20 protein-coding genes are annotated in these 24,793 nt (G+C 62.7%); 8 read left to right on the top strand and 12 right to left on the bottom strand.

Annotated features, from left to right (window positions below; genetic code table 11):
* The first annotated feature begins 106 nt into the window (after positions 1-106).
* Positions 107-454 carry a DUF1294 domain-containing protein gene (locus ACUTSC_RS06895; protein ID WP_197766484.1) on the top strand — a complete coding sequence of 116 codons (348 nt, stop codon included), beginning with the start codon at positions 107-109 and terminating at the stop codon, positions 452-454.
* On the opposite strand, the gene ACUTSC_RS06890 is transcribed toward ACUTSC_RS06895, so the two are convergent.
* Positions 455-1,282 carry an SIS domain-containing protein gene (locus ACUTSC_RS06890; protein ID WP_197766483.1) on the bottom strand — a complete coding sequence of 276 codons (828 nt, stop codon included), beginning with the start codon at positions 1,280-1,282 and terminating at the stop codon, positions 455-457.
* Between the two features lie 167 nt (positions 1,283-1,449).
* Here ACUTSC_RS06890 and ACUTSC_RS06885 point away from each other — a divergent pair, with 167 nt between their 5' ends.
* Positions 1,450-3,006 carry a PTS transporter subunit EIIC gene (locus ACUTSC_RS06885; RefSeq protein WP_197766482.1) on the top strand — a complete coding sequence of 519 codons (1,557 nt, stop codon included), beginning with the start codon at positions 1,450-1,452 and terminating at the stop codon, positions 3,004-3,006.
* Complete coding sequence (locus ACUTSC_RS06880; protein WP_445653226.1) at positions 3,003-3,698, top strand: N-acetylmannosamine-6-phosphate 2-epimerase; 696 nt, start codon at positions 3,003-3,005, stop codon at positions 3,696-3,698. The genes ACUTSC_RS06885 and ACUTSC_RS06880 overlap by 4 nt, the downstream gene beginning before the upstream one ends.
* Positions 3,699-3,728: 30 nt before the next feature.
* On the opposite strand, the gene ltaE is transcribed toward ACUTSC_RS06880, so the two are convergent.
* From ltaE to ACUTSC_RS06855, 5 genes are all read right to left on the bottom strand, one after another.
* Positions 3,729-4,745, bottom strand: a complete 1,017-nt coding sequence (gene ltaE / locus ACUTSC_RS06875) for a low-specificity L-threonine aldolase (RefSeq protein WP_123894484.1) — start codon at positions 4,743-4,745, stop codon at positions 3,729-3,731.
* Between the two features lie 75 nt (positions 4,746-4,820).
* A complete protein-coding gene (gene poxB / locus ACUTSC_RS06870) occupies positions 4,821-6,542 on the bottom strand; it encodes a ubiquinone-dependent pyruvate dehydrogenase (RefSeq protein WP_445653225.1) in 1,722 nt (573 codons plus the stop codon).
* A gap of 199 nt (positions 6,543-6,741) precedes the next feature.
* Positions 6,742-7,743 carry an NADH oxidoreductase gene (gene hcr / locus ACUTSC_RS06865; RefSeq protein ID WP_197766479.1) on the bottom strand — a complete coding sequence of 334 codons (1,002 nt, stop codon included), beginning with the start codon at positions 7,741-7,743 and terminating at the stop codon, positions 6,742-6,744.
* A gap of 56 nt (positions 7,744-7,799) precedes the next feature.
* Complete coding sequence (gene hcp / locus ACUTSC_RS06860) at positions 7,800-9,449, bottom strand: hydroxylamine reductase (protein WP_197766478.1); 1,650 nt, start codon at positions 9,447-9,449, stop codon at positions 7,800-7,802.
* A 180-nt stretch (positions 9,450-9,629) separates the two neighbouring features.
* Positions 9,630-10,526 (bottom strand): lysine exporter LysO family protein, encoded by an 897-nt coding sequence (locus ACUTSC_RS06855; protein ID WP_004928363.1) that lies wholly within the window; start codon positions 10,524-10,526, stop codon positions 9,630-9,632.
* Positions 10,527-10,713: 187 nt separating this feature from the next.
* Between ACUTSC_RS06855 and ACUTSC_RS06850 the strand changes: the two genes are divergently transcribed.
* A complete protein-coding gene (locus tag ACUTSC_RS06850; RefSeq protein WP_038880734.1) occupies positions 10,714-12,372 on the top strand; it encodes an ATP-dependent endonuclease in 1,659 nt (552 codons plus the stop codon).
* A gap of 14 nt (positions 12,373-12,386) precedes the next feature.
* On the opposite strand, the gene ACUTSC_RS06845 is transcribed toward ACUTSC_RS06850, so the two are convergent.
* Positions 12,387-13,340, bottom strand: coding sequence for a DUF535 family protein (locus tag ACUTSC_RS06845; protein ID WP_197766477.1), 954 nt, complete (start codon positions 13,338-13,340; stop codon positions 12,387-12,389).
* A gap of 194 nt (positions 13,341-13,534) precedes the next feature.
* Here ACUTSC_RS06845 and macA point away from each other — a divergent pair, with 194 nt between their 5' ends.
* The gene (gene macA / locus ACUTSC_RS06840; RefSeq protein ID WP_197766476.1) at positions 13,535-14,650 is read left to right on the top strand and encodes a macrolide transporter subunit MacA; all 1,116 of its coding nucleotides are present in this window, start codon (positions 13,535-13,537) and stop codon (positions 14,648-14,650) included.
* Complete coding sequence (gene macB / locus ACUTSC_RS06835) at positions 14,650-16,596, top strand: macrolide ABC transporter ATP-binding protein/permease MacB (protein WP_107227710.1); 1,947 nt, start codon at positions 14,650-14,652, stop codon at positions 16,594-16,596. The genes macA and macB overlap by 1 nt, the downstream gene beginning before the upstream one ends.
* Positions 16,597-16,683: 87 nt before the next feature.
* On the opposite strand, the gene cspD is transcribed toward macB, so the two are convergent.
* Positions 16,684-16,905, bottom strand: coding sequence for a cold shock-like protein CspD (cspD, locus tag ACUTSC_RS06830; protein WP_004928349.1), 222 nt, complete (start codon positions 16,903-16,905; stop codon positions 16,684-16,686).
* Positions 16,906-17,260: 355 nt separating this feature from the next.
* Here cspD and clpS point away from each other — a divergent pair, with 355 nt between their 5' ends.
* Both clpS and clpA read left to right on the top strand, forming a co-directional pair.
* Entirely contained in the window at positions 17,261-17,581 is a 321-nt protein-coding gene (gene clpS / locus ACUTSC_RS06825; RefSeq protein ID WP_004928347.1) for an ATP-dependent Clp protease adapter ClpS, read from the top strand.
* Between the two features lie 27 nt (positions 17,582-17,608).
* Positions 17,609-19,888, top strand: coding sequence for an ATP-dependent Clp protease ATP-binding subunit ClpA (gene clpA, locus ACUTSC_RS06820; protein ID WP_445653224.1), 2,280 nt, complete (start codon positions 17,609-17,611; stop codon positions 19,886-19,888).
* A gap of 205 nt (positions 19,889-20,093) precedes the next feature.
* On the opposite strand, the gene infA is transcribed toward clpA, so the two are convergent.
* From infA to cydD, 4 genes are all read right to left on the bottom strand, one after another.
* Positions 20,094-20,312, bottom strand: coding sequence for a translation initiation factor IF-1 (gene infA / locus ACUTSC_RS06815; protein ID WP_002211347.1), 219 nt, complete (start codon positions 20,310-20,312; stop codon positions 20,094-20,096).
* Between the two features lie 105 nt (positions 20,313-20,417).
* Positions 20,418-21,143 (bottom strand): leucyl/phenylalanyl-tRNA--protein transferase, encoded by a 726-nt coding sequence (gene aat, locus ACUTSC_RS06810; RefSeq protein ID WP_063989408.1) that lies wholly within the window; start codon positions 21,141-21,143, stop codon positions 20,418-20,420.
* 29 nt (positions 21,144-21,172) lie between these two features.
* Positions 21,173-22,912 carry a heme ABC transporter ATP-binding protein/permease CydC gene (cydC, locus tag ACUTSC_RS06805; RefSeq protein ID WP_070913959.1) on the bottom strand — a complete coding sequence of 580 codons (1,740 nt, stop codon included), beginning with the start codon at positions 22,910-22,912 and terminating at the stop codon, positions 21,173-21,175.
* A 2-nt stretch (positions 22,913-22,914) separates the two neighbouring features.
* Positions 22,915-24,681 (bottom strand): heme ABC transporter permease/ATP-binding protein CydD, encoded by a 1,767-nt coding sequence (gene cydD / locus ACUTSC_RS06800; RefSeq protein WP_197766475.1) that lies wholly within the window; start codon positions 24,679-24,681, stop codon positions 22,915-22,917.
* Positions 24,682-24,793: the final 112 nt, after the last annotated feature.

Here is a 24,793-nt window from a genome sequence, read left to right as displayed (position 1 = left end):
CAAATTCAGGGTTTAAATGCACTTTTTGTATGGGTATAAGCCGGTTGCATACGTCGCGACGCGAGTTCACACTACGCGCCCCTTACCGAACGAAAAACCGGATGTCATGAAGCTCAATGTGATTTGTTACGCCCTGCTGGGCCTGGCGCTGATCGCCAGCCTGTTCTCGCTGCATCCGGTGTGGATGTGGTTGCTGTTGGCCAACCTGCTGACGTTTCTGATCTACGGCGGCGATAAGCTGGCGGCGCGCAAGGGGTGGCGGCGGGTGCCTGAGGCGACGCTGCTGCTGTTCGGCGCGCTGGGCGGGTGGTTGGGCGCACTGGCGGCACAGCAGCTGTTTCGCCACAAAACCCAGAAGCAGCCGTTTAAAACCTGGTTCATCCTCAGCGTGGCGCTCAACCTGGCGGCGGTGCTGGGGCTGTGGTACTGGGTTTATGGCCGCTGGATCTTCTGATTACAGCAGCAGTGGCAGGGTAGCGCTCGCGGTGGCCTGCATCGCCTGAGCGTAGGCGGGATCGCGCTGAGCCAGTTCGGCGATCATCAACTCCACCAGCAGCATGGCGCCGACCTTGGCAGGCAGGGCGCCGGCGGTCAGCGGCCCTTCCGGTTTGGCCGCCACCAGCAGCGTATCCGCCATCTTGGCCAGCGGGCTGCGTTGGGTATTGCTGACGGCGATCACGCGTGCACCGCGCCCTTTAGCCAACGTCACTGCATGCAGCACGTCCTTGGTGGAGCCGGAGCTGGAGATGACGATCAGCAGATCTCGCTCACTCAGCGAGGCGGCATTCATCGCCGCCCGGTGCATGTCGCTGAACAGCTGCGCCGGTTTGCCGAGGCGCAACAGCTTGTAGTGCAGGAAATCACCGATGATGGCGCTGGCGGCGACGCCGTAAATCTGCACCGAAGCGCAACGCTGCAGGCTGTCCGCCGCCTGTTGCAGCGCCTGCGGATCCAACAGCGCGCCGGTATCCCGCAGCGCCTGGACGCTCTCTTCCACCAAATTTTCCGCCGCGCTTTGCCGCGTCGCCGCCTCCGGCTGGCTTTGCTGCAGGCTGATGGCCAGCGCCATTTTAAATTCGGTATAGCCTTTACAGCCCAGATGGCGGCACAGCCGCGTGACGCTGGCTTCGCTGGTGGCGCTTTCACGCGCCAGTTCGGTGATGGTCAGGTAAACGGCGCGGGAGGGCTCCGCAAGAAGATAGTTGCCGAGCTTTTGCAGCGTGGGGCTGTACCCCGCCAAATCCTGCCGCAGCCGCAATAACAAGTTGCCTGTATTCATCACGTTACCTTTCTGAGTATTCCCGTTTCTATTGTGGCGGAAAGACGCCGCCGCTCGCCAGCGAAATCGACGGATTGTGAAGCCGATCATCGTTATGAATAAAATTTTCATTAAATTAATTTTAATGTGGTAAAAATTTTCATTATAAAAATGATAGCGGGGAAAAATTTATGTCAACACCAGAATTGTCACGCTCCGGCGGCTGGTTCGAAAAAGCCCAGCTGTTCGGCAAATCGTTCATGCTGCCGATCGCCGTGCTGCCGGCGGCCGGCCTGCTGCTGGGGATCGGCGGTGCGCTGTCCAATCCCAATACCGTCGAGGCGTATCCCTTCCTCGACGTCGGCTGGCTGCAAAGCGTATTTACGGTGATGGCCAGCGCCGGCGCCATCGTGTTCGCCAACCTGGCGGTTCTGTTCGCGGTCGGCGTGGCGGTGGGGTTGGCAAAAAGCGACAAGGGCACGGCGGGGCTGGCCTCGCTGATCGCCTATCTGGTAATGAACGCCACCATCAATGCGCTGTTGAAAATCAACGGCACGCTGGCCACGCAGAACGCCGGCGCGCTGGGGCAGGGAACGATTCTCGGCATCCAGACGCTGGAGACCGGGGTGTTCGGCGGGGTAGTCATCGGTCTGGTGACCTGGTATCTGCACGGCCGCTACAACAAGATAGCGCTGCCGCCGTTCCTGGGCTTTTTCGGCGGCTCGCGCTTTGTGCCGATCGTCAGCTCGCTGGCGGCGATGGCGGTCGGCGCCCTGATGACCGTGGTGTGGCCGCCTTTCCAACGGCTGATCTTCGGCATGGGCGGCCTGGTGGACGCCAGCGGCTATCTCGGCACCTTTATCTACGGCTTCGTGCTGCGCATGCTTGGGCCGTTCGGCCTGCATCACATCTTCTACCTGCCGTTCTGGACCACCGCGCTCGGCGGCAGCGAAGTGATCAACGGACAGCTGGTGGAAGGCACGCAGCGCATTTTCTTCGCCCAGTTGGCCGACCCGAATACGCAGCAGTTCTACATCGGCACGGCGCGTTTCATGTCCGGCCGCTTTATCACCATGATGTTTGGCCTGGTCGGCGCCTGCCTGGCGATGTACCAAAGCGCGCGCCCGGAGAACCGCAAGCGCGTCGGCGGGCTGCTGCTGTCGGCGGCGCTGACCTCGTTCCTGACCGGCATCACCGAACCTATCGAATTCTCGTTCCTGTTCATCGCGCCGGCGCTGTACGTGGTGCACGCGCTGTTCGACGGCCTGGCGTTTGCGATCGCGCACATTCTGCATATCACCATCGGCCAGACGTTCTCCGGCGGTTTTATCGACTTCATGCTGTTCGGCGTGTTGCAGGGCGAAGCGAAAACCCATTGGATGTATGTGCCGCTGGTCGGGGTGCCCTGGTTCTTCCTGTACTACTTCACGTTCCGTTTCCTGATCCTGCGCTTCAATTTCAAAACGCCGGGGCGCGAGGTGGAAACCGTACCGGAAGCGGTGACGACCGGCACCGAACGCTCGCAGCAGGTGCTGGCGGCGCTGGGTGGCAAAGAGAATATCGTCGAACTGGATTGTTGCGCCACGCGGCTGCGCGTGACGGTAAAACAGAGCCGGTTGCTGGACGAGGGCGGGCTGAAGGCCAGCGGCGCGCGGGCGGTGATCGTTCGCGGCAACGGCGTTCAGGTGATCTATGGCCCGCACGTGACCATCATTAAAAATGAAGTCGAGGAGTTGTTGGATTTATGACGCATTCCATTTTGCAGCAGATTAAGGGCCGGCTGGTGGTGTCTTGCCAGGCGCTGGACGACGAGCCGCTGCACAGCGATTTTATCATGGCACGCATGGCGCTGGCGGCCGAGCAAGGCGGTGCGGCGGCGATCCGCGCCAACGGCGTCGAAGACGTTAAAGCCATCATGCGCACGGTGGCGCTGCCGGTGATCGGCATTATCAAGCGCGATTATGCCGGTAGCGATGTCTATATCACGCCGACCCTGCGTGAAATCGATGAGCTGATGGCTGCGGCGCCACAGATGATTGCGCTGGACGCGACCGGCCACCCTCGGCCAGGGGCGCTGCAGCTGGCGGCGCTGGTTGCCGCGATCCGCGCCAGGTATCCCCGGCTGCTGCTGATGGCGGACATTGCCACCGTGGAAGAAGCGCAAGAGGCTGCCAGATTGGGGTTCGACTGCGTGGGCACCACGCTGCACGGCTATACCGCCGAAAGCCGGGGCGCCCGACTGGCGGAGGACGATTTCGGCTTTCTGCGTGCGGTGCTGGCGGCGGTGTCGGTGCCGGTCATCGCCGAGGGCAATGTCGAAACGCCGGCGATGGCCGCACGCTGCCTGGCGCTGGGGGCACATGCGGTCGTGGTGGGCGGCGCCATTACGCGCCCGCAGCAGATCACCCGCCGTTTTGTCGAGGCCATCGGCGGGCGGTGAAGGGCTCCCCGGCGCGCCGGGGAGGAGGGATCAGGCGTGCTGTTGGAGGAATTCCCGCCACAGCTCGACCACCCGCTGCAGATCCTGACGGCTGACGTCGAGGTGGGTCAGAATGCGCGTCAGCGGGCCGCTGCTGATCAGCACGCCGCGTTCGCGCATCCACGGGCCGAATTTGGCCGCCAGCGCCGGTGATTGGCGCAGGTACAGCACGTTGGTCTGTGCGCCGGGTTCGGCAACCTCCACGCCGATCTGCCGCAGCTGTTGCTCCAGCCAGACCGCGTTGTCATGGTCTTCGCGCAACCGCGCGACGTTATGCTCCAAAGCGTAAAGACCGGCCGCCGCCAGGATGCCGGCCTGACGCAGCCCGCCGCCGGTCATCTTGCGCCAGCGCAGCGCGCGCTGAATGAAGGCCTCGCTGCCGCACAGCAGCGATCCGACCGGCGCGCCCAGTCCTTTCGACAGGCAAATGGTGAAGGTGTCGCAGTATTGCACGATCTCTTTCAGCGGCAGGTTCAACGCCACGGCGGCGTTGAAGATGCGCGCGCCGTCGATATGCAGCGCCAGCTGCCGCTCGCGGGTAAACTGCCACGCCTGCTGCAGGTAGGCCTGCGGCAGAACTCGGCCGCTGATGGTGTTTTCCAGGCTCAGCAGCCGGGTGCGGGCGAAGTGGATATCGTCGGGTTTGATGGCGGCGGCGAGCTTGTCCAGCGGCAGCGTGCCGTCCGCGTCGGCCTCGATCGGCTGCGGCTGGATGCTGCCCAGCACCGCCGCGCCGCCGGCCTCGTATTTATAGTTGTGTGCCTGTTGGCCGACCAGATACTCGTCGCCGCGCTGGCAGTGGCTCAGCAGTGCCACCAGGTTGGCCTGGGTGCCGCTGGGCAAAAACAGCGCCGCTTCTTTGCCTGACAGGCGTACCGCCTCGGCCTCCAGCGCGTTGACCGTCGGGTCATCGCCGTAGACGTCGTCGCCGACCTCTGCCTGAGCCATCGCCTGGCGCATGGCGGCGCTGGGGCGGGTGACGGTGTCGCTGCGTAGATCGATAAGCATAGGGTTCCTGGAATGTAAGGGAGAGGAAAAGGGTACATGGCATCATATACCCTTATTTTACCGGGGGCAGCTTGCTTAGCGCAGCCAGTTGGTCTTCGCCAGCTCGACCACTTCGTCGCCGCGGCCGTTGATGATGGCGCGCAGCATGTACAGGCTGAAGCCTTTCGCCTGTTCGAACTTGATCTGCGGCGGCATCGCCAGCTCTTGCTTGGCGGTGACCACGTCCAGCAACGCCGGGCCGGGGTGCGCCAACATCTCCTGCAGCGCGCCATCCAGATCCGAGGCTTTTTCCACGCGGATGCCCTTGATGCCAGCGGCGTTGGCGATCGCCGCGAAGTCCGGGTTATGCAGGTCGGTGCCGTCGGTCAGATAGCCGCCGGCCTTCATCTCCATCGCCACGAACCCCAGCACGCTGTTGTTGAACACCACGATTTTCACCGGCAGCTTGAGTTGCGCCAGCGACAGGAAATCCCCCATCAGCATGGTGAAGCCGCCGTCGCCGCACATGGCGATCACCTGTTTATCCGGCGCGGTAGCCTGGACGCCGATAGCCTGCGGCATGGCGTTGGCCATCGAACCGTGGTTGAACGAACCGAGCAGGCGACGCTTGCCGTTCATTTTCACGTAGCGAGCGGCCCACACCGTCGGCGTGCCGACGTCGCAGGTGAAGATGGCATCGTCGCTGGCGTACTGGCTGAGCTGTTGCGCCAGATACTGCGGGTGGATCGGCTGGTCGTCGTTGGCGGTCGCCAGCCCGTCGAGATCCTTGCGCGCGTTGCGGTAATGCTCCAGCGCCTTGTCGAGGAACGCCCGGTCGCGCTTGGGCTCCAGCTGCGGCAGCAGGGCGGTGAGGGTGGTGTGGATATCGCCCACCAGCGCCATGTTGACCGGGCAGTGCGCGCCGATGCTGCCGGGGTTGATGTCGATTTGAATGATGTTGGCGTTGGTGGGGTAGAACGCGCGGTAGGGGAACTGGGTGCCGAGCAGCACCAGCGTGTCGGCGTTCATCATCGCGTGATAGCCGGAGGAGAAGCCGATCAGCCCGGTCATGCCGACGCTGTAGGGGTTATCCCATTCGATATGCTCCTTGCCGCGCAGCGCGTGTACCACCGGCGCCTGCAGCAGCTCGGCCAGCTTGACCACCTCATCGTGCGCGCCGGCGCAGCCGCTGCCGCACATCAGGGTGATGTTCTTCGCCTTGTTCAGCGTCTCCGCCAGCTTGTTCAGCTCGCTCATCGGCGGCTGCACCAGCGGCAGCGCCGGGGTATGCCAGGTCAGGGTCGCGTCTTCCGGTGCCATGCGCAGCGCCACGTCGCCCGGCAAGACCACCACCGAGACGCCGCGGTTGAGGATCGCCTTGCGCATGGCGATCTCCAGCACGCGCGGCAGCTGTTCCGGGTTGGAAACCAGCTCGCAATAGTGGCTGCATTCGCGGAACAGCTCCTGCGGATGCGTTTCCTGGAAGTAGCCGCTGCCGATTTCGCTGGAAGGAATGTGTGCGGCGATCGCCAGCACCGGCACATGGTTGCGGTGGCAGTCGAACAGCCCGTTGATCAGATGCAGGTTGCCGGGGCCGCAGGAACCGGCGCACACCGCCAACTGGCCGGTGAGCTGGGCTTCGGCGCCGGCGGCGAAGGCGGCCACCTCTTCATGGCGGGTGCCCAGCCATTCGATGGTGCCCATGCGGTGCAGGCTGTCGCTAAGGCCGTTGAGCGAATCGCCGGTCACGCCCCAAATGCGTTTTACGCCGGCTTGATCCAGCGTTTTGGCGATCAGTGTGGCTACGGTTTGCTTCATGGTTCCCCCAAACATGGTTTGAAAAACGATGTGTACTCGATCCGGTGAGTGGCAGCAGAACAACTGCAAGCATAGCTTACCGGCTGTGGACGAGATGCGGTCAGGAAGGGTAAAGAGCGTAGGACGGAGGAAAGTGTAACCGGGCGGGGATGAGGGAACTTGCCGATAAATGCCCCATCGCGGCGATGGGGCCTGGGGATCATGCCAGCGTGACGTCGCCCTGCAGCTGGCAACTGCAGGCCAGCACGTAGCCTTGCGCTACCTCTTCCTCGCTCAGCGTCATGGTGCTGGTGGTGGTGTAGTCGCCCTCGAGGATGCGGGTTTTGCACGAGCCGCACACCCCGGCGCGGCAGGCGGCGTTGACCGGCAGGGCATTGGCCTCCATCGCCGCCAGCAGCGTGCTGCCGACCGGCACGCGGAATTCGCGCAGCGGGCGGGCGGCGCGCAGCGTCAGCCCTTCAGTGGTATCGGCCTGCGTCGCCGGCGTGTGGAACTGCTCTTTATGGAAACGCTCGGCCGGCACGCCGAGCCGGCGGCACAGCTGCTCCACGTGGTCCATGTAGGGCGCAGGGCCGCAGGTCATCACCGTGCGTTCGACGATATCCGGCGCCGCCTGCCGCAGCGTCTGTTCATCGATGCGGCCGCTGAGATAGCCGGGTTGCAGATCCCGCTCGGCCATCAGCGTCAGGCGCAGCTGCGGATGGGCGGCGCACAGCGTGCGCCATTGATCGGCGAAAATCGTGTCGGCGGGGCTGCGCACGTTAAAGATCACGGCGATATCGCAGGCCGGACGGTTGGCGGTCAGCCAGCGGCACATCGAGACGATCGGCGTCACGCCGCAGCCGGCGGCCAGCATCAGATAACGATCGGCCGGGTGGCGCTCGCAGCTGAACTCGCCCTGCGCATCGGACAGCCACAGCGTGTTGCCGGGCTTGACCTCTTGCGTCAGCCAGCGCGACCCGACGCCGTCCGGCAGGCAGCGCACGCTGATGCTGAGAAAGCGGCTCTGGCCGGGCGAGGAGGAGAGCGTATAGGCGCGCAGCGTCTCCTCGCTGTTGCGGATGCTGACCAGCGCAAACTGGCCCGCCTGATAGGGATAGAAAACGTCGCAGATCAGGTTCAGCGTCCAGACGTCGGCGGTTTCACGCCGGATGGAATGTACCTGCATGCGGTTCGGGCAAAGCGGAGTGGGTTGAGTCATCGGGGCACCTCAAAAAGCAAAGGGGCCGGCGCAGGCGGCCCCATAACATAACGGTATCAGGCGAGCAGCGCGTTGATATCCTGCTCGACGGTGGTGATCGGACGCAGGCCGAATTTCTCGTTGAGGACCGCCATCAGGTTGTCGGTCAGGAAGCCCGGCGCGGTCGGGCCGGTGACGATGTTTTTCACCCCCAGCGACAACAGCGTCAGCAGAATGACGATCGCCTTCTGTTCAAACCACGACAGCACCAGGCTGAGCGGCAGTTCGTTGACGCTGCAGCCGAGCGTGTCCGCCAGCTTGACCGCCAGCATGATGGCGGAGTAGGCGTCGTTGCACTGGCCGACGTCCAGCAGGCGCGGCAGCCCTTCCAGCGTGCCGAAGTCCAGCTTGTTGAAACGGTACTTGCCGCAGGCCAGCGTCATGATCAGGCAGTCTTGCGGCACGCTGCGGGCGAAGTCGGTGAAGTAGCTGCGCTCGTCGCGGCTACCGTCGCAGCCGCCGACCAGGAAGACGTGGCGCAGTTTTTTCTGCGACACCAGATCGATCACCGTGTCGGCGGCGTTCAGCAGCGTCTGGCGGCCGAAGCCGACGGTGATCAGATGTTCGATCTCGGTGTAAGGGAAGCCGTTCATGCCCTGCGCCTGGCGGATCACGGCGCCGAAGTCGTCGCCTTCCAGATGGTTGACGCCCGGCCAGCCGACGATGCTGCGGGTCCAGATGCGATCGCCGTAGTTGCCGACGTTCGGATCGATGATGCAGTTGGAGGTCATCACGATCGGGCCGGGGAATTTGGCGAATTCCGTCTGCTGGTTCTGCCAGCCGCTGCCGTAGTTGCCCACCAGGTGCTTGAATTTTTTCAGTTCCGGATAGCCGTGCGCCGGCAGCATTTCGCCGTGGGTGTAGACGTTGACGTTTTGCCCTTCGGTTTGTTCGAGCAGCATGCGCAGATCTTTCAGATCGTGGCCGGAGATCAGAATGGCTTTCCCGGCCACCGGGCGCACGTTGACCGCGCTGGGCTGCGGATCGCCGTAGGCCTGGGTTTCACCGCGATCGAGGATCGCCATCACGTTGAAGTTCATCTTGCCGATGCCCATGGCGTTGTTCAGCAGGGTGTCGACGTCGCGCGGCCGGGTGCCGAGCCAGGCCATAAAGGCGTGGTAGTCGGCATAGAGCTGCTCGTCGAACTGGCCGAGCACGTGCGCGTGTTCCATATAGGCCGCCGCGCCTTTCAGGCCGTACAGGCACAGCATGCGCAACCCGTGGACGTCGTCGCCTACCTCGGCCTTGTCGCTGTTGAGGGCAAACTGCGCCGCCTGTTGCAGCAGCGCAGGCATATCGTCACCGGCCAGCTGCAGCGCCGCCATGGGGTGATCGACGCGCACGCCGGCGTCCAGCAGCCGGCAACGGGCAGCCAGCGAATCGCGCAGCAGCAGGGTTTCCCGCGCGTAACCGATGATGCGCTGGGAGTCGAAGTTGACGTTGGTCAAGGTGGAGAAGAAGGCGCGCGGGGCGAAGCTGTCGATTTCGTGGTCGACGATGCCCAGCGAACGCGCCTGCAGCGCCCAGGCGGAGAGGCCCTGCAGCGCCGCCACCAGCAGATCCTGCAGATCGGAGGTTTCCGCCGTTTTGCCGCACATGCCCTGAGCATACGCGCAGCCGTTGCCTGCCGGAGTACGGATGGTTTGTTCACATTGCACACAGAACATAGTCGCTTCCTTTTATTTTTAAAGTTGCATTTGTAATGCTTGTTTAAAAGCATAGATCGGCGATCGGGGTTGCAAAAGGCTTTTGTGCGACTACTGCGGGCAAGTTTGATTTAGCGCAATTTTGCCGTGCGGATGGGAATTATTACGCTTTGGGGGCCGGGCGGCCCCCAGGGGGAAGGATCAGGAGAACAGGGCGATCAGCACCGGCGCCAGCAGGCTCAGCAGGAAGCCATGCACGATGGCAGGGGGCACCATGTCCAGCCCGCCGCTGCGCTGCAGCACCGGCAGGGTGAAATCCATCGAGGTTGCGCCGCACAGGCCGAGGGCGGTGGAGCGGCTGCGGCGCACCAGCGTCGGGATCAGCATGATCGCCACCAGCTCGCGCGCCAGATCGTTGAAGAACGCGGCGCTGCCCATCACCGGGCCGTAGGCGTCGGTGATCAGAATGCCGGACAGCGAATACCAGCCGAAGCCGGAGGCCATCGCCAGCCCGGCCTTGACCGGCAGCCCCAGCAGCTGCGCCGCCAGCGCGCCGCCGGCCAGCGACGCGACGGTCACCACCAGCGCCACCAGCGTGCCGCGGCGGTTGAGCACGATCTGGCGCAGCGTCATGCCGCTGTTGCGCAGCTGAATGCCGACCAACAGCAGCAGGAAGATCAGCGCATATTCACTGCCTTTATGGGCGAACTGCAGCCATTGCCACTGCGTCAGGCCGAGCAGGAAGCCGCCGAGCACCACGCCGCACAGCTTGAGCGACTCCAGCGCCATGTGCACGCGCGAAGGCAGCTTTTCCTGTTTATGGCTGCTGCGCCACGGCATGCGCCGTTCCAGCAGCGCCAGCAACAGCAGATTGGCGCAGAGAATGCAGAAGAAGAACACCGCGCTGTACTGGAAGATCAGCACCAGGTTGCTGCTGAGATCTTCCATGAACGCCAGGCTTATACCCATGAAAAACAGGATCACGTACACCATCCAGCTCAGCAGCCGGTTGATCAGCACCAGCAGCGGGCGATGGCGTAAGGGAATGAGGTAACCGACAATCAGCGGTAACAGAATAATCAACAGTCCTGAGTACATGGTGCAGCTTGTGTCCTTGAGTTTTGAAGCGCGCCGAACGGCGGCGAGGAGCACACGCTAACCAAAAGCCCGGCCGGAGTAAAGCGGCAGATTTGACGTTGGCCGCTTGACCTGCAAGGGGTTTTTTGACCATGCTCTGTGAAGGTCACCTCATTGAAGAGGCGACGGCGCGCACGGGAGGCGGCGGATGTTCTTGGAGCGTATCGAAATTGTAGGTTTTCGCGGCATTAATCGGCTGTCCCTGATGCTGGACGACAACACGCTGTTGCTCGGCGAAAACGCCTGGGGTAAATCCAGCCTGCTGGATGCGCTGACGCTGCTGCTGGCGCCGGAGCAGAAGCTGTATCGGTTTGAAGCGCACGACTTTCATTTCCCCCCCGGTGAAGAATCGGCCAAAGAGCGCCACCTGCAGGTGGTGTTCACCTTCTGCGAAAAAGACATCGGCCATGCGCACCTGCCGCGCTATCGCCACCTGACGCCGCTGTGGGTCAAGGGCGAGGATGGCCTGAGCCGCATTCATTACCGCTGCGAGGGCGAGCTGGCCGACGACGGCACGGTGTGCACCTGGCGCGGTTTTCTCGATGCTGACGGCAACGCCTTTCAACTGCACCATATCGAACAGCTGGCCCACGCCATTATCCGCATCCACCCGGTATTGCGCCTGCGCGACGCGCGCTTTATTCGTCGCCTGCGCCCCAGCAGCCTCGGCGATGAACGCAAACCCGATACCCAGGCGCTGGCGCAGCAGTTGGATCAGCTGACGCGCGAGCTGGTGCGCAATCCGCAGAAGCTGACCAACGGCGAGCTGCGTCAGGGCCTGGCGGCCATGCAGCAGCTGCTGGAGCACTATTTTGCCGAGCAGAGTTCGCAGGTGGCGCGGCCGCGCCGCCGCGGCGGCGAACCGGAGCAGGATGCCTGGCGCGCGCTGGACGGCATCAACCGCATGGTGGCCGAACCGAACAGCCGCAGCATGCGCCTGATCCTGCTCGGGATGTTTTCCACCCTGCTGCAGGCCAAGGGCGACGTCAAGCTGGATCCTCATGCCCGGCCGCTGCTGCTGGTGGAAGACCCGGAAACTCGCCTGCACCCGATCATGCTGTCGGTGGCCTGGGGGCTGCTCAATCAGCTGCCGCTGCAGCGCATCACCACCACCAACTCCAGCGAACTGGTGTCGCTGGTGCCGGTGGAGCACGTCTGCCGGCTGGTGCGCGAGTCGGGGCGGGTCGCGACCTACCGTCTCGGGCCGCGCGGGCTGAGCGCCGAAGATGGGCGGCGCATCGCGTTTCACATCCGTTTTAACCGGCCGTCGTCGCTGTTCGCCCGCTGCTGGCTGCTGGTGGAAGGCGAGACTGAAGTGTGGCTGCTGAACGAGCTGGCGCGCCAGTGCGGCTACCATTTCGAGGCGGAAGGGGTGCGGGTCATCGAATTCGCCCAGTGCGGCCTGAAGCCGCTGCTGCGCTTTGCCCGCCGCATGGGCATCGAGTGGCATGCGCTGGTGGACGGCGACGAGGCGGGCAAAAAGTACGCCAATACTGTGCGCAGCCTGCTGGACAATCATGAAGACAACGAGCGCGATCGGCTGACCGCGCTGCCGGCACCGGATATGGAGCACTTCATGTTCCGCGAAGGGTTTGGCCCGGTCTATCACCGGATGGCGTCGGTGCCGCTCAACGCGCAGATGCCGGTGCGCAAGGTGATCCTGAAAGCGGTCCACCACTCGTCGAAGCCGGATCTGGCGATCGAGGTCGCGATGCAGGCCGGTGAATGGGGCACGGACTCGGTACCGCCGCTGCTGAAGAAAATGTTCTCACGGGTAATCTGGCTGGCGCGCGGCCGGGCGGACTGACGGCCCGCCGGGCGTTATCGGGCGCAGAAATGCGCCGCCAATCCTTGTTCCAGCTCGTCCAGCAGCTGATAGCGGCGGCGATACTCGGCGCGCTTCTTGCTGGCAATCTCTTCGATCGGCTTGCGAGCGATGCGTTCAGGCAGCAGGAAATAGCCGCTGTCGAGCGGTTTGGCACCCATCGACAGCCAGAACTGATCGTAATCGGCGTGCAGTTTGTCCTTCTTCTTGCTCTGGTAACGCCAGTTTTGATAGATATGGGTGGCGTTGCCGACCGCCACGATCTGGCGGATGCCGAGGTGCCGCGCCAGCGTGCAGATGCCTTCCAGCACCAGCCGTTTGGGGAACAGGCCGTGACACTCTTTGGTGGTGTGCTGGATTTCGGCGTGCGGCACCTCATGGTTTGCGCCCTGCAGGCCGCCGATAAACAGCGTCGGTTGCTGCTGATAATGCATCAGCGCAAAGGTGATCTCCGCCAGCATCACGCCGTTGGCGTTGCGCAGCAGCAGCGTGGCTTCCCCTTCCTTATTCAGTTTGTCGATCGCCGCCAGTTCCAGCGCGATCGGCGCTTCGTTTTTGCCCATCGCGCTGGCTAGCAGGAAAGGCTGCGGGCCGAGGTGGCCGAGGCGCATCTTCAGCGGCATGCGCTGCACGATGAGATCGTAATGATCGCGCAGGGCGAACAGGCATTCGATCTTGTTCATGTTGGCTGCCAGGTAGGGGCGATGCAGTTTGCACGGCAGGTTCGGCTGCGCGCTCAGGATCTCCTCCAGCAGCGGGTTGCTGGCCAGGGTGCTGAGCAGGCCGCTGGTAGTGCGCCAGTTGAGCAGCGAACGGCCGAGAAACTTCAGGCGAAACGAGGTTTTTTTCCAGGCGTTGCTCGGTGCCTTTTCGCCATTGATCAGCGCCGTCATCAGTTGCCAGCCGTTAAGCGGCCGGGCGGAGGCGAGTGGGTAGCTGAGCTGTGACATGATGAAATCCTTGGCTGTATTGAATGGCGCTATTTCATCAAGGCTTCACTAAACGGGAGTTCAATGCTGAACTGTAACCAGGCGTGTCTCCACATTGTGTTGAGCTAAGGTTTAGTTATTCCCTACGGTGCGTGCTAATTTAGCTCCGCCGCCGCAATGGGCGGTTGATATTCACAAGCACAGGCAGGTCAATTTTGACAGGGTTTAAAGGACATAAACGCCGCTGGATACTCGTTCTGGCGGTCATTGCGGCGCTTGCCGCGGCGGCCGTTTGGCACTTTCGCCATCCGGCGCCAACCGATTTCAAAACGGTAAAGGCCACCCAGCGCGATCTGCAGCAGAACGTGTTGGCGACCGGCCAGCTGGACGCGGTGCGCAAGGTCGACGTCGGCGCGCAGGTCAGCGGACAGCTGGAAAAGCTGTATGTCGAGATCGGCGACAAGGTGAAGAAAGGCCAGTTGCTGGGGGTTATCGATCCGCAACAGGCGCAGAACAGCATCCGCGAAGGCGAGGCGACGCTGCGTGAACTGCATGCGCAACTGCTGCAGGCGCAGGCCGAGCAGCAGCTGGCGGCGGTCACGCTGCAGCGCAACCAGGCGCTGGCCAAGCTACAGGCGGTGTCGCGCCAGGATCTGGATCAGACGGCGACGCAGCTGGCGGTGAAGAAAGCGCAGGTGGGCACCATCAATGCGCAGATCGCGCGGAACCAGGCCAGCCTGGATACCGCCAAGATCAACCTGGCCTATACCCGCATTGAGGCGCCGATGGACGGCGACGTGGTGCAGATCACCACGCTGCAGGGCCAGACGGTGATCGCGGCGCAACAGGCGCCGAACATTCTGACGCTGGCGGATCTCGGTACCATGCTGGTGAAGGCGCAGGTGTCGGAGGCCGACGTCATTAACCTCAAGCCGGGTCAGAAGGCCTGGTTCACGGTGTTGGGTGATCCGACCCGGCGCTTCGACGGCGTGCTGAAAGACATTCAGCCGACGCCGGAAAAGGTCAACAACGCCATCTTCTATTATGCACGTTTCGAAGTGCCCAACCCGGAAAGGCTGTTGCGCTTGCAAATGACGGCGCAGGTGCATATCCAGCTGGCCGGCGTCGAGCAGGCGCTGGTGATCCCGCTGGCGGCGCTGGGCGATCAGATCGCCGACAATCGCTACCACGTCTCGGTGCTGAAGCAGGGCAAGGAAGAGAAGCGCGAGGTGGCTATCGGCCTGCGTAACAATATCGACGTACAGATCCTCAGCGGCCTCGAGGCGGGCGATGAGGTGATCGTCAGCCGCGGCGGCGTGGAGGCCGGCTGATGGCGGCGCTGTTGCAGCTGAGCGGCATTCGCCGCAGCTACCGTTCCGGCGAGCAGACGGTGGAGGTGCTGAAGGGGATCAGCCTGAGCATCGACGCCGGTGAAATGGTGGCAATCATGGGGGCCTCCGGCTCCGGAAAATCGACGCTGATGAACATTCTCGGCTGTCTGGACAAGCCGAGCGCCGGCGTGTACCGGGTGGCCGGGCAGGATGTGGCGACGCTGAGCGACGATGCGCTGGCGCAGCTGCGGCGCGAGCATTTCGGTTTTATCTTTCAGCGCTATCATCTGCTGCCGCACCTGAGCGCGGCGCACAACGTCGAAGTGCCGGCGGTGTACGCGGGGCTGGGCAAAGCGGCGCGGCGCGAACGGGCGGTGGCGCTGTTGCGGCGTCTGGGGCTGGGGGAGCGCGTCAACTACCGGCCGAGCCAGCTTTCCGGCGGCCAGCAGCAGCGCGTCAGCATCGCCCGCGCCCTGATGAACGGCGGGCAGGTGATCCTGGCGGATGAACCGACCGGCGCGCTCGACAGCCACTCCGGCGAAGAGGTGATGGCGATCCTCAAACAGCTGTGCGCCCAGGGCCACACGGTGATCCTGGTGACCCACGATCCGGCGGTAGCGCGCCAGGCGGAGCGGATCATCGAGATCCGCGACGGCGAGATCATCGCCGATTCGCGCCCGGCACCGCAGGAGAATGCGCAGGCCAAGCCGCTGGCGCTGGCCACTGCGGCACCTTCCTGGCGGCAGGTGGGCGGCCGTTTCCGCGAGGCGCTGGTGATGGCCTGGCGTGCGATGGCGGCCAACAAGATGCGCACCGCGCTGACCATGCTCGGCATCATTATCGGCATCGCCTCGGTGGTGTCGATCCTGGTGATCGGCGATGCCGCCAAGCAGATGGTGCTGGCGGACATTAAATCCATCGGCACCAACACCGTCGATATCTATCCCGGCAAGGACTTCGGCGATGACGATCCGACCTACCGACAATCGTTGAAATACGGCGATCTCGATGCGCTGCGCGAACAGCCTTACATCAGCGCGCTGTCGCCGAGCATCAGCAGCAGCATGCGGCTGCGCTTGGGCAACGTCGACGCGGCGGCCAACGTCAACGGCGTCAGCGAGCAGTTCTTCCGCGTGTACGGCATGAGCTTTACCCAGGGCGTCGGCATCGATCCGCTGCAGGTGCAGTCGCAGGCGCAGACGGTGGTGATCGACGCCAATACCCAGCGGCGGCTGTTCCCGCACCAGAAGAACGTGGTGGGCGAGGTGATCCTGGTAGGCAACATGCCGGCGACGGTGGTCGGCGTGGCCAAGGAGAAGCAGTCGATGTTCGGCAGCAGCAAGACGCTGAACGTGTGGGTACCTTACAGCACCATGGCCAACCGGCTGATGGGCAACAATTATTTTGACTCGATCACCGTGCGCATCCGCGACGGCTACGACAGCAAGGAAGCGGAACAGCAGCTGTCGCGCCTGTTGACGCTGCGTCACGGCAAGAAGGACTTCTTCACCTATAACATGGACAGCCTGGTGCAAACCGCTGAGAAAACCACCCGCACGCTGCAGCTGTTCCTGACGCTGGTGGCGGTGATTTCGCTGGTGGTCGGCGGTATCGGCGTGATGAACATCATGCTGGTGTCGGTGACCGAACGCACGCGCGAGATCGGCATCCGCATGGCGGTGGGCGCCCGTTCCGGCGACGTGTTGCAGCAGTTCCTGATCGAGGCGGTGCTGGTCTGCCTGGTGGGGGGCGCACTGGGGATTACGCTGTCGTTCGCCATCGGCCTGGCGGTGCAGCTGGTATTGCCGGGCTGGCAGATCAGCTTCCCGCCGGCGGCGTTGCTGAGCGCGTTCCTCTGTTCCACCGGCATCGGCGTGGTGTTCGGCTACCTGCCGGCGCGCAATGCCGCGCGGCTGAATCCGATCGATGCGCTGGCGCGCGAGTAAGTAAAAGGCATAAAAAATGCCAGTCACACGGCGGCTGGCATTTTTATCGCAGTCACGGTCAATGCAGCGCGACGCTGCCGGAAGCGTTTAGGACAGCGCCTCGCTTTCCACCGGCACAATAAGGCTGGCATGGTTCCCTTTTGGCCCTTGATGCACGTCGAAGCTGACCTGCTGGCCCGCCTTCAACGTTCTGTAACCATCCATCTTGATGGTGGAATAATGCGCGAAAATATCTTCGCCACCGCCGGCTGGGCAGATGAAGCCAAAGCCTTTGGCGTTGTTAAACCATTTAACAGTACCCGTCTCCATGCTTTTACATCCCTCGCAACGCTATTTTAAGTGAGATGAATAACTGAATTCGCACCCGCCGTGGGCGGGTAGCAGGGTGGACAAGGGGTGGTTAAAAGACCACCAGCCACGAATTTACACTCTAGAGCAAATGATCGGGGCGTCAAGGGATCGGCTTTTGTCGGCGGGGAGCAGTTCACCAAAGTTTGAAGCAGGTAACGCTATTGCCACGGTTCAGTCACAATTGGCCCGTTTTTTTGCGCACGTTACAGTGCGGCGGGACGAGGCCGAAGATGATAAAATAGTAACTATCCCCACTTTGAATAACCGAAACCTGCCCCCATATCAGAGGGCAGAGCAGAGAAGATGAGCAGCGATGGGCAATAACAATGATTGGCTAAATTTTGAACACTTGGCCGAAGAAAAACAAATCGATGCGGTAAAACCGCCGTCTATGTATAAAGTTATACTTAACAACGACGATTACACACCGATGGAATTTGTGATTGACGTTCTGCAAAAGTTCTTTTCTTATGATATTGAACGCGCAACGCAACTGATGCTCACGGTCCACTATCAAGGCAAGGCGATCTGTGGTGTTTTTACCGCCGAGGTGGCGGAAACCAAAGTCGTCCATGTGAACCGGTACGCAAGGGAGAACGAGCATCCGTTGCTTTGTACGCTGGAAAAAGCCTGAATAAGGCAATCTATTGGGGAGGTGCTTATGCTCAATCAAGAACTGGAACTCAGTCTCAACATGGCTTTCGCCAGGGCGCGTGAGCACAGACACGAGTTTATGACCGTGGAGCACCTGTTGCTGGCGTTGCTGAGCAACCCTGCCGCGCGAGAAGCGCTTGAGGCATGTACGGTGGATCTGGCCGCGTTGCGCCAGGAGCTGGAAGCCTTCATCGAACAAACCACACCGACGCTGCCGGCCGGCGAAGAAGAGCGCGACACTCAGCCGACGCTCAGCTTCCAGCGCGTGCTGCAGCGCGCGGTCTTCCATGTGCAATCTTCCGGCCGCAGCGAAGTGTCCGGCGCCAACGTGTTGGTGGCCATCTTCAGCGAGCAGGAGTCGCAGGCGGCCTATCTGCTGCGCAAACACGACGTCAGCCGTCTCGACGTGGTGAACTTCATTTCACATGGCACGCGTAAAGACGAGCCGGGCCAAGCGCCGAATGCGGAAAACCCGGTGAACGAAGAGCAGTCCGGAGGGGAAGACCGTATGGAAAACTTCACCACCAACCTCAATCAGTTGGCCCGTGTGGGCGGCATCGATCCGTTGATCGGCCGCGATCGTGAGCTGGAGCGCGCGATTCAGGTGCTGTGCCGCCGTCGTAAAAACAACCCGCTGCTGGTCGGCGAATCCGGCGTCGGCAAGACTGCCATCGCCGAGGGCCTGGCCTGGCGTATCGTGCAGGGCGACGTGCCGGAAGTGATGGCGGACTGCACGCTGTATTCGCTGGATATCGGCTCACTGCTGGCCGGCACCAAATACCGCGGCGACTTCGAGAAGCGCTTCAAGGCGCTGCTCAAACAGCTGGAACAGGATCAGAACAGCATCCTGTTCATCGATGAAATTCACACCATCATCGGCGCCGGTGCGGCTTCCGGTGGGCAGGTGGATGCCGCCAACCTGATCAAACCGCTGCTGTCGAGCGGCAAGATCCGGGTGATCGGCTCGACCACCTACCAGGAGTTCAGCAACATCTTCGAAAAGGATCGCGCTCTGGCGCGCCGTTTCCAGAAGATCGATATCACTGAACCGACGGCGGAAGAGACCGTTCAGATCATCAACGGCCTGAAGACCAAGTATGAAGCGCACCACGACGTGCGTTATACCGCCAAGGCGATCCGCGCCGCGGTGGAGCTGTCGGTGAAATACATCAACGATCGTCATCTGCCGGACAAGGCGATCGACGTGATTGACGAGGCGGGCGCCCGCAGCCGGTTGATACCGGCCAGCAAGCGCAAGAAAACCGTCAACGTGGCCGATATCGAATCCGTGGTGGCGCGCATCGCTCGCATCCCGGAGAAAACCGTGTCGGCCAGCGATCGCGATGTGCTGAGAAACCTGGGCGATCGCCTGAAGATGCTGGTGTTCGGCCAGGATCAGGCGATCGAAGCGCTGACGGAAGCCATCAAGATGAGCCGCGCCGGTTTGGGCCACGAGCGCAAGCCGGTCGGTTCCTTCCTGTTCGCCGGGCCGACCGGGGTCGGGAAAACCGAGGTCACCGTACAGTTGGCCAAGGCGATGGATATCGAGCTGCTGCGTTTCGACATGTCCGAGTACATGGAGCGGCATACCGTCAGCCGTCTGATCGGCGCGCCTCCGGGCTATGTCGGTTACGATCAGGGCGGGCTGCTGACCGATGCGGTGATCAAGCATCCGCATGCGGTGGTGCTGCTCGATGAGATCGAGAAGGCGCATCCGGACGTGTTCAACCTGCTGCTGCAGGTGATGGACAACGGGACGCTGACCGACAACAACGGCCGCAAGGCGGACTTCCGCAACGTGATCCTGGTGATGACCACCAACGCCGGGGTGCGGGAAACCGAACGCAAATCGATCGGCCTGGTGCAGCAGGACAACAGCACCGACGCGATGGAAGAGATCAAGAAGGTGTTTACGCCGGAATTCCGCAACCGTCTGGACAACATCATCTGGTTCAACCATCTGTCTACCGAGGTGATCCAGCAGGTGGTCGACAAGTTTATCGTCGAACTGCAGGCGCAGCTGGATGCGAAGGGCGTCTCGCTGGAAGTGAGCGACGAAGCGCGCGACTGGCTGTCGGTGAAAGGCTACGACCGTGCGATGGGGGCTCGTCCGATGGCGCGTGTCATGCAGGAGAACCTGAAGAAACCGTTAGCTAACGAACTGCTGTTCGGCTCGCTGGTGGACGGCGGTTCCGTGAAGGTCGAACTGGACAAGGACAAGAAACAGCTGACCTACCACTTCCTCAGCGCCGCCAAGCGCAAGGCGGACGAGGGCGCGGTGCACTAAGGCCGCCTTCAGGCAAAGAAAAAGCGATGCTTCGGCATCGCTTTTTTTATGGGTGAGATTCACCGTACAACAGAAACGATTGAGCCCTCTCAGTTTACCTGCGCACCTGCAACCCGTTGTATAACGTCGCTGCGGGGGTAAACGGAAAGGGCTCCCGAGGGATTACATCCTCGATGCCGCCAGCATGTGGCGCGCGGTGAGCCGATTAACGGCTACGGAAGACAATGCGGCCTTTGCTCAGGTCGTACGGGGTCAGCTCTACAGTGACTTTGTCGCCCGTCAGGATGCGGATATAGTTTTTACGCATTTTACCGGAGATGTGTGCGGTTACCACGTGCCCGTTTTCCAATTCAACGCGGAACATGGTGTTCGGCAGCGTATCAAGAACGGTGCCCTGCATTTCAATATTGTCTTCTTTGGCCATCGAATCCTCTAGGTCTAACTACCTTAGTTTTTAACCGGCAAGATAATGCCGAAAAACCCCCATTATGTAAAGATGTGTCGGTGAACATTGCACCGTTTCCATCAATTAGTTTACTGGAGAGGGCGGTTCAACCGGCTGTGGGGATATGACTTGCTGCTCCCAGCACGCCGGCGCCAAAGGCCGCCGTTGAAGGGTGCTGAGCTGCTGCAAAAATTGACGGCGCGGAATTTCACGCGCGCCAAGGCGGGCAGTGTGAGCGTTCAGCACCTGGCAGTCAATCAATTCCCCGCCATAAGCGGCAAAATGGCGGCAAAAAGCCATCAATGCGCATTTTGAGGCGTTGGTGACGCGGCTGAACATCGATTCGCCGCAGAACAACGCGCCCTGCGCCACGCCGTACATGCCGCCGACCAGTTGATCATCCTGCCATACCTCCACCGAGTGCGCGTAGCCGAGGCGGTGCAGATGCTGATAGGCGCGCTGTACCTCCGGGCCGATCCAGGTGCCTTCATCCGGCCGATGGGCGCAGGCGGCGATCACCGCGGCGAAGTCGTGGTTGAGCGTGATGCGAAACGGATCGTGGCGCAAAAAGCGTTTCAGGCTGCGGTTGAGATGAAACTCGGCAGGGAACAATACCGCACGCGGATCGGGTGACCACCACAGAATCGCTTCCCCCGGCGAATACCAGGGGAAAATGCCGCGCTCGTAGGCCGCCAGCAGCCGCGGCGCCGTCAGGTCGCCGCCGATCGCCAGCAGGCCGTTGGGATCGCGCAGGGCGCCCTCAGGCGAGGGAAACGCCAGCGATTGGGGGGAAAGCTTAACGATGCGCATACAGGCTCTCTGCGTCCTCTACGGGCCGATTACGGCGCCAGGTTGCTGATACGGTTGCGAAAGCGGGCATAGCGGCCCTGCCGGCGCATCAGGGTGGCGTGATCGCCCTGTTCGACAATCCGGCCGTCGTCCATCACGCAAATGCGGTCGAGATGCTCCAGGCCGTACAGACGGTGCGTCACCAGGATCAGCGTCTTGCCCTGACAATGCCGGCGCAGCAGCGCCAGGATCTGCTGCTCGGTTTCGGCGTCCAGCCCTTCGGTCGGTTCGTCGAGCAGCAGCAGCGGGGCAGGGTGCAGCAGCGCACGGGCGATGCCCAGACGGCGCTGCTCGCCGCCGGACAACTGCCGGCCGCCTTCGCCCAGCCAGGCGTTCAGCCCGCCGTCGCTGTCCAGCAATTTGCCCAGCCCCACCTGCTGCAGTACGTCGCTCAGGCGAGCGTCGTCGGCATCCGGCGCGGCCAGCCGCAGGTTTTCCCGCAGGGTATCGCTGAAGATATGCACCCGCTGGCTGACGACCGTGGTCATCCGACGCAGCGTGGTTTCATCATAATCCTCCAGCGGTTCACCGTTGAGCAGAATTTTACCGCCGTCGGTGCGCCAGGCGCGGGTCAGCAGCTGCAGCAGGGTGGACTTGCCGCAGCCGGTACGGCCGAGCAAGGCGATGTGTTCGCCGGCCGCGATCTCGAGCGTGACGTCGCGCAGCACCGGCTGCGGTTGGTCGGGGTAGGTGAAGCTCAACTGCTGCAGGCTAAGCTGCGCCCGATCGGCCGCGGCCGGGCCGGCGGCAGGGAAGGTGACTTCCGGCTGGCGATCGATGATCTGTTTGACCCGCGTGGCGGAGGCAATCACCTGGCCGAGATGCTGGAAGGCGCCGGCGACCGGCATCAGCGCTTCGAACGACGCCAGCGCGGCGAAGACAAACAGCGCGATCAGCGCGCCGGGTTGGGTATCGCCGCCGATGCCGGCGGCGGTCAGCCACAGCAGCAGCGTCACCGTCAGCCCGCTGGCGAGGATCATCAACGCCTGCGCCTTGCCGCTCAGCGAGGCCTGCTGCCACTGGCGGCGTTGCCACCGCTGTTCGGTGGCGTTCAGCGTCTGGCGGAAGTCGTTGACTGCGCCGAACACCACCAGCTCGGCCTGCCCCTGCAGCCAGGCGGTCAGGTCGGTACGGTATTGGCTGCGCAGCGCGGTGAGTTGGCCGCCGATCGGCTTGCCGGCGCGATAGAACACCGGCGGCACCAGCAGCAACAGCAGCAACAGAATGCCGCCCAGCGTCAGGGCGAGCGCAGGATCGAGCCAGCTCAGGCCGTAGGTGACCACCAGGATCACCACCGCCGCGCTGATCAACGGCGAGATCACCCGCAGATAAAGATGATCCAGCGTGTCCACGTCCGCCACCAGGCGGTTGAGCAGCTCGGCCTGGCGGAAGCGGGCGATGCCCCCCGGCGTCAGCGGCAGGATCTTGCTGAAGGTGAACACCCGCAGGTGCGACAGCACGCGGAAGGTGGCGTCGTGGCTGACGACTCGCTCGGCATAGCGCCCGGCGGTGCGGAAGATTGCCGCGCCGCGCACGCCGGCGGCCGGCAGCATGTAGTTGAAGGTCAACAGGCCCGCCAATCCGGCCAGCGACGAGGCGGCCAGGAACCAGCCGGAGAGCGCCAGCAGGCCGATGCTGGCCAGCAGAGTGACGATCGCCAAAAGGATGCCGAGGCTAATCAGCAGGCTATGGCGGCGGTACAACGCCAAAAACGGCAGCAAAACGCGCATGATTAAAGCTCCCCGCGGCGATGGGCGATCAGAGTGGCAAACAGGCCCGGCTGGGCGCTGAGGGTGGCGTAATCGCCCTGTTGCACGATGCGCCCGTTATCCATCACCCAAATCTGATCGTAGTCTTCGGTGTCTTCCAGCTGGTGCGTTACCAGCAGGGTGGTTTGCTGATGCGAAGCGTCGTTCAACGCCTGCATCACCCGCTGTTCACTGTGGGCATCGAGGCTGGCGGCCGGTTCATCCAGCAGCAGCAGGCTGCGCGGGCCGATCAGCGCCCGGGCGACCGCCACGCGCTGCGCCTGGCCGACCGACAGGCGGGCGGCGTTGTCGCCCACTTCGGTGTCGAGCCCCTGCGGCAGATAAGGGAGCAGTTCGCTGACGTAGGCGAGTTCCACCGCCTGCTGCAGCTGTGCTTCGTCGGCCTGCGGGCAGCCCAGCAGGATATTGGCGCGCAGAGTTTGCGCAGGCAGATGCGGGTTCTGGCCGACCCAGCTCAGCTGCTGACGCCAGGTTTCGGCGGACAGTTCACGCAGCTCAATGCCGTTGACGGTCAACGACCCGCGATAGGGCAGGAAGCCGAGCAGCAGATTCAGCAGCGAGCTTTTACCGGCGCCGCTCAGCCCGACCAGCGCCACGCGCTGCTGCGGTTGCAGGGTGAAGCTCAGCGGCCCGGCCAGCAGTACGCCGTTCGGCGACAGGATTTCCAACGCGTTGGCCTGCAGCGTCAGCGGTTGATCGGCGGGCAGTTGCCGCGTGCCGTTGCCCATCTGCTCGCCTTCGGCGCTGAGGAAGGTTTCCAGCGCTTCCGCCGCGCCGATCGCCTGCGCTTTGGCATGGTAGAAGGTGCCGAGATCGCGCAGCGGTTGGAAAAACTCCGGCGCCAGAATCAACACCAGAAAACCGGAAAACAGCGTCACGCCGAGGCCGTAGCTGCCGAAGTTGAGTTCGCCGAGGTAGGAAAAGCCGAAGTACACCGCCACCACGGCGATGGAGATCGAGGCGAAGAACTCCAGCACGCCGGAAGAGAGGAAGGCCAGGCGCAGCACTTCCATGGTGCGGCTGCGGAAGTCTTCGGAGGATTTGGCGATCTGCGCGGTTTCGGCCTGCGCGCGGTCGAACAGCCGCAGGGTGTCCAGGCCGCGCAGGCGGTCGAGGAAGTTGCCGCTCAAGCGCGCCAGCGCCACGAAGTTACGGCGGTTGGCGTCGGCGGCTCCCATGCCGACCAGCGCCATAAACAGCGGGATCAGCGGCGCGGTCGCCAGCAGAATGATGCCTGCGGCCCAATTGATCGGGAAGACGGCGATCAAAATCAGCAGCGGGATGAAAACCGCCAGATACATCTGCGGCAGATAGCGCGAGTAATAGTCCTGCATATCCTCGATCTGTTCGACGATGATGCTGGCCCAGCTGCCCGCCGGTTTGCCCTGGATCCAGGCCGGGCCGAGCTGCTGCAGCTTATCCAGCACCTGTTGGCGCATGCGCTGGCGGATCACCTGGCCACACAGGAAACCGATCCGTTCCCGCAGCCAGCTTAACAGCGCCCGCAGCGCGAACGCGGCGGCCAGCCAGATAAACGAAGGGATCAGCTGTTCGCGCGGGGTATGCTCGATGATCAGGGCGTGCAGCAGGCTGGCCAGCAGCCACGCCTGCGCCACGATCAGCAGGCCGCTGAACAGCCCCAACAGCATGGAAAGGCGCAGCCAACGCTGCGCTAACGAACTCTGGGTTTTAAGCCAACGGGTTAACTGTTGCTGTCTGGTTTTTTTCATCAGATATGCGTCTGCGTCGCCGGCGCCCGTTTGTTACGGGCTGGGTTAACGTACTGTTAAATAATAGTGTTTGGCGCAATCGGCGGCAAACAAGCGAGGTCCCATGTTACCT

This window comes from Serratia sp. TSA_105.2 (assembly GCF_052692115.1).
Note: the sequence above shows the minus strand (reverse complement) of the source record. Positions and strands in the feature narration are given on the sequence as shown.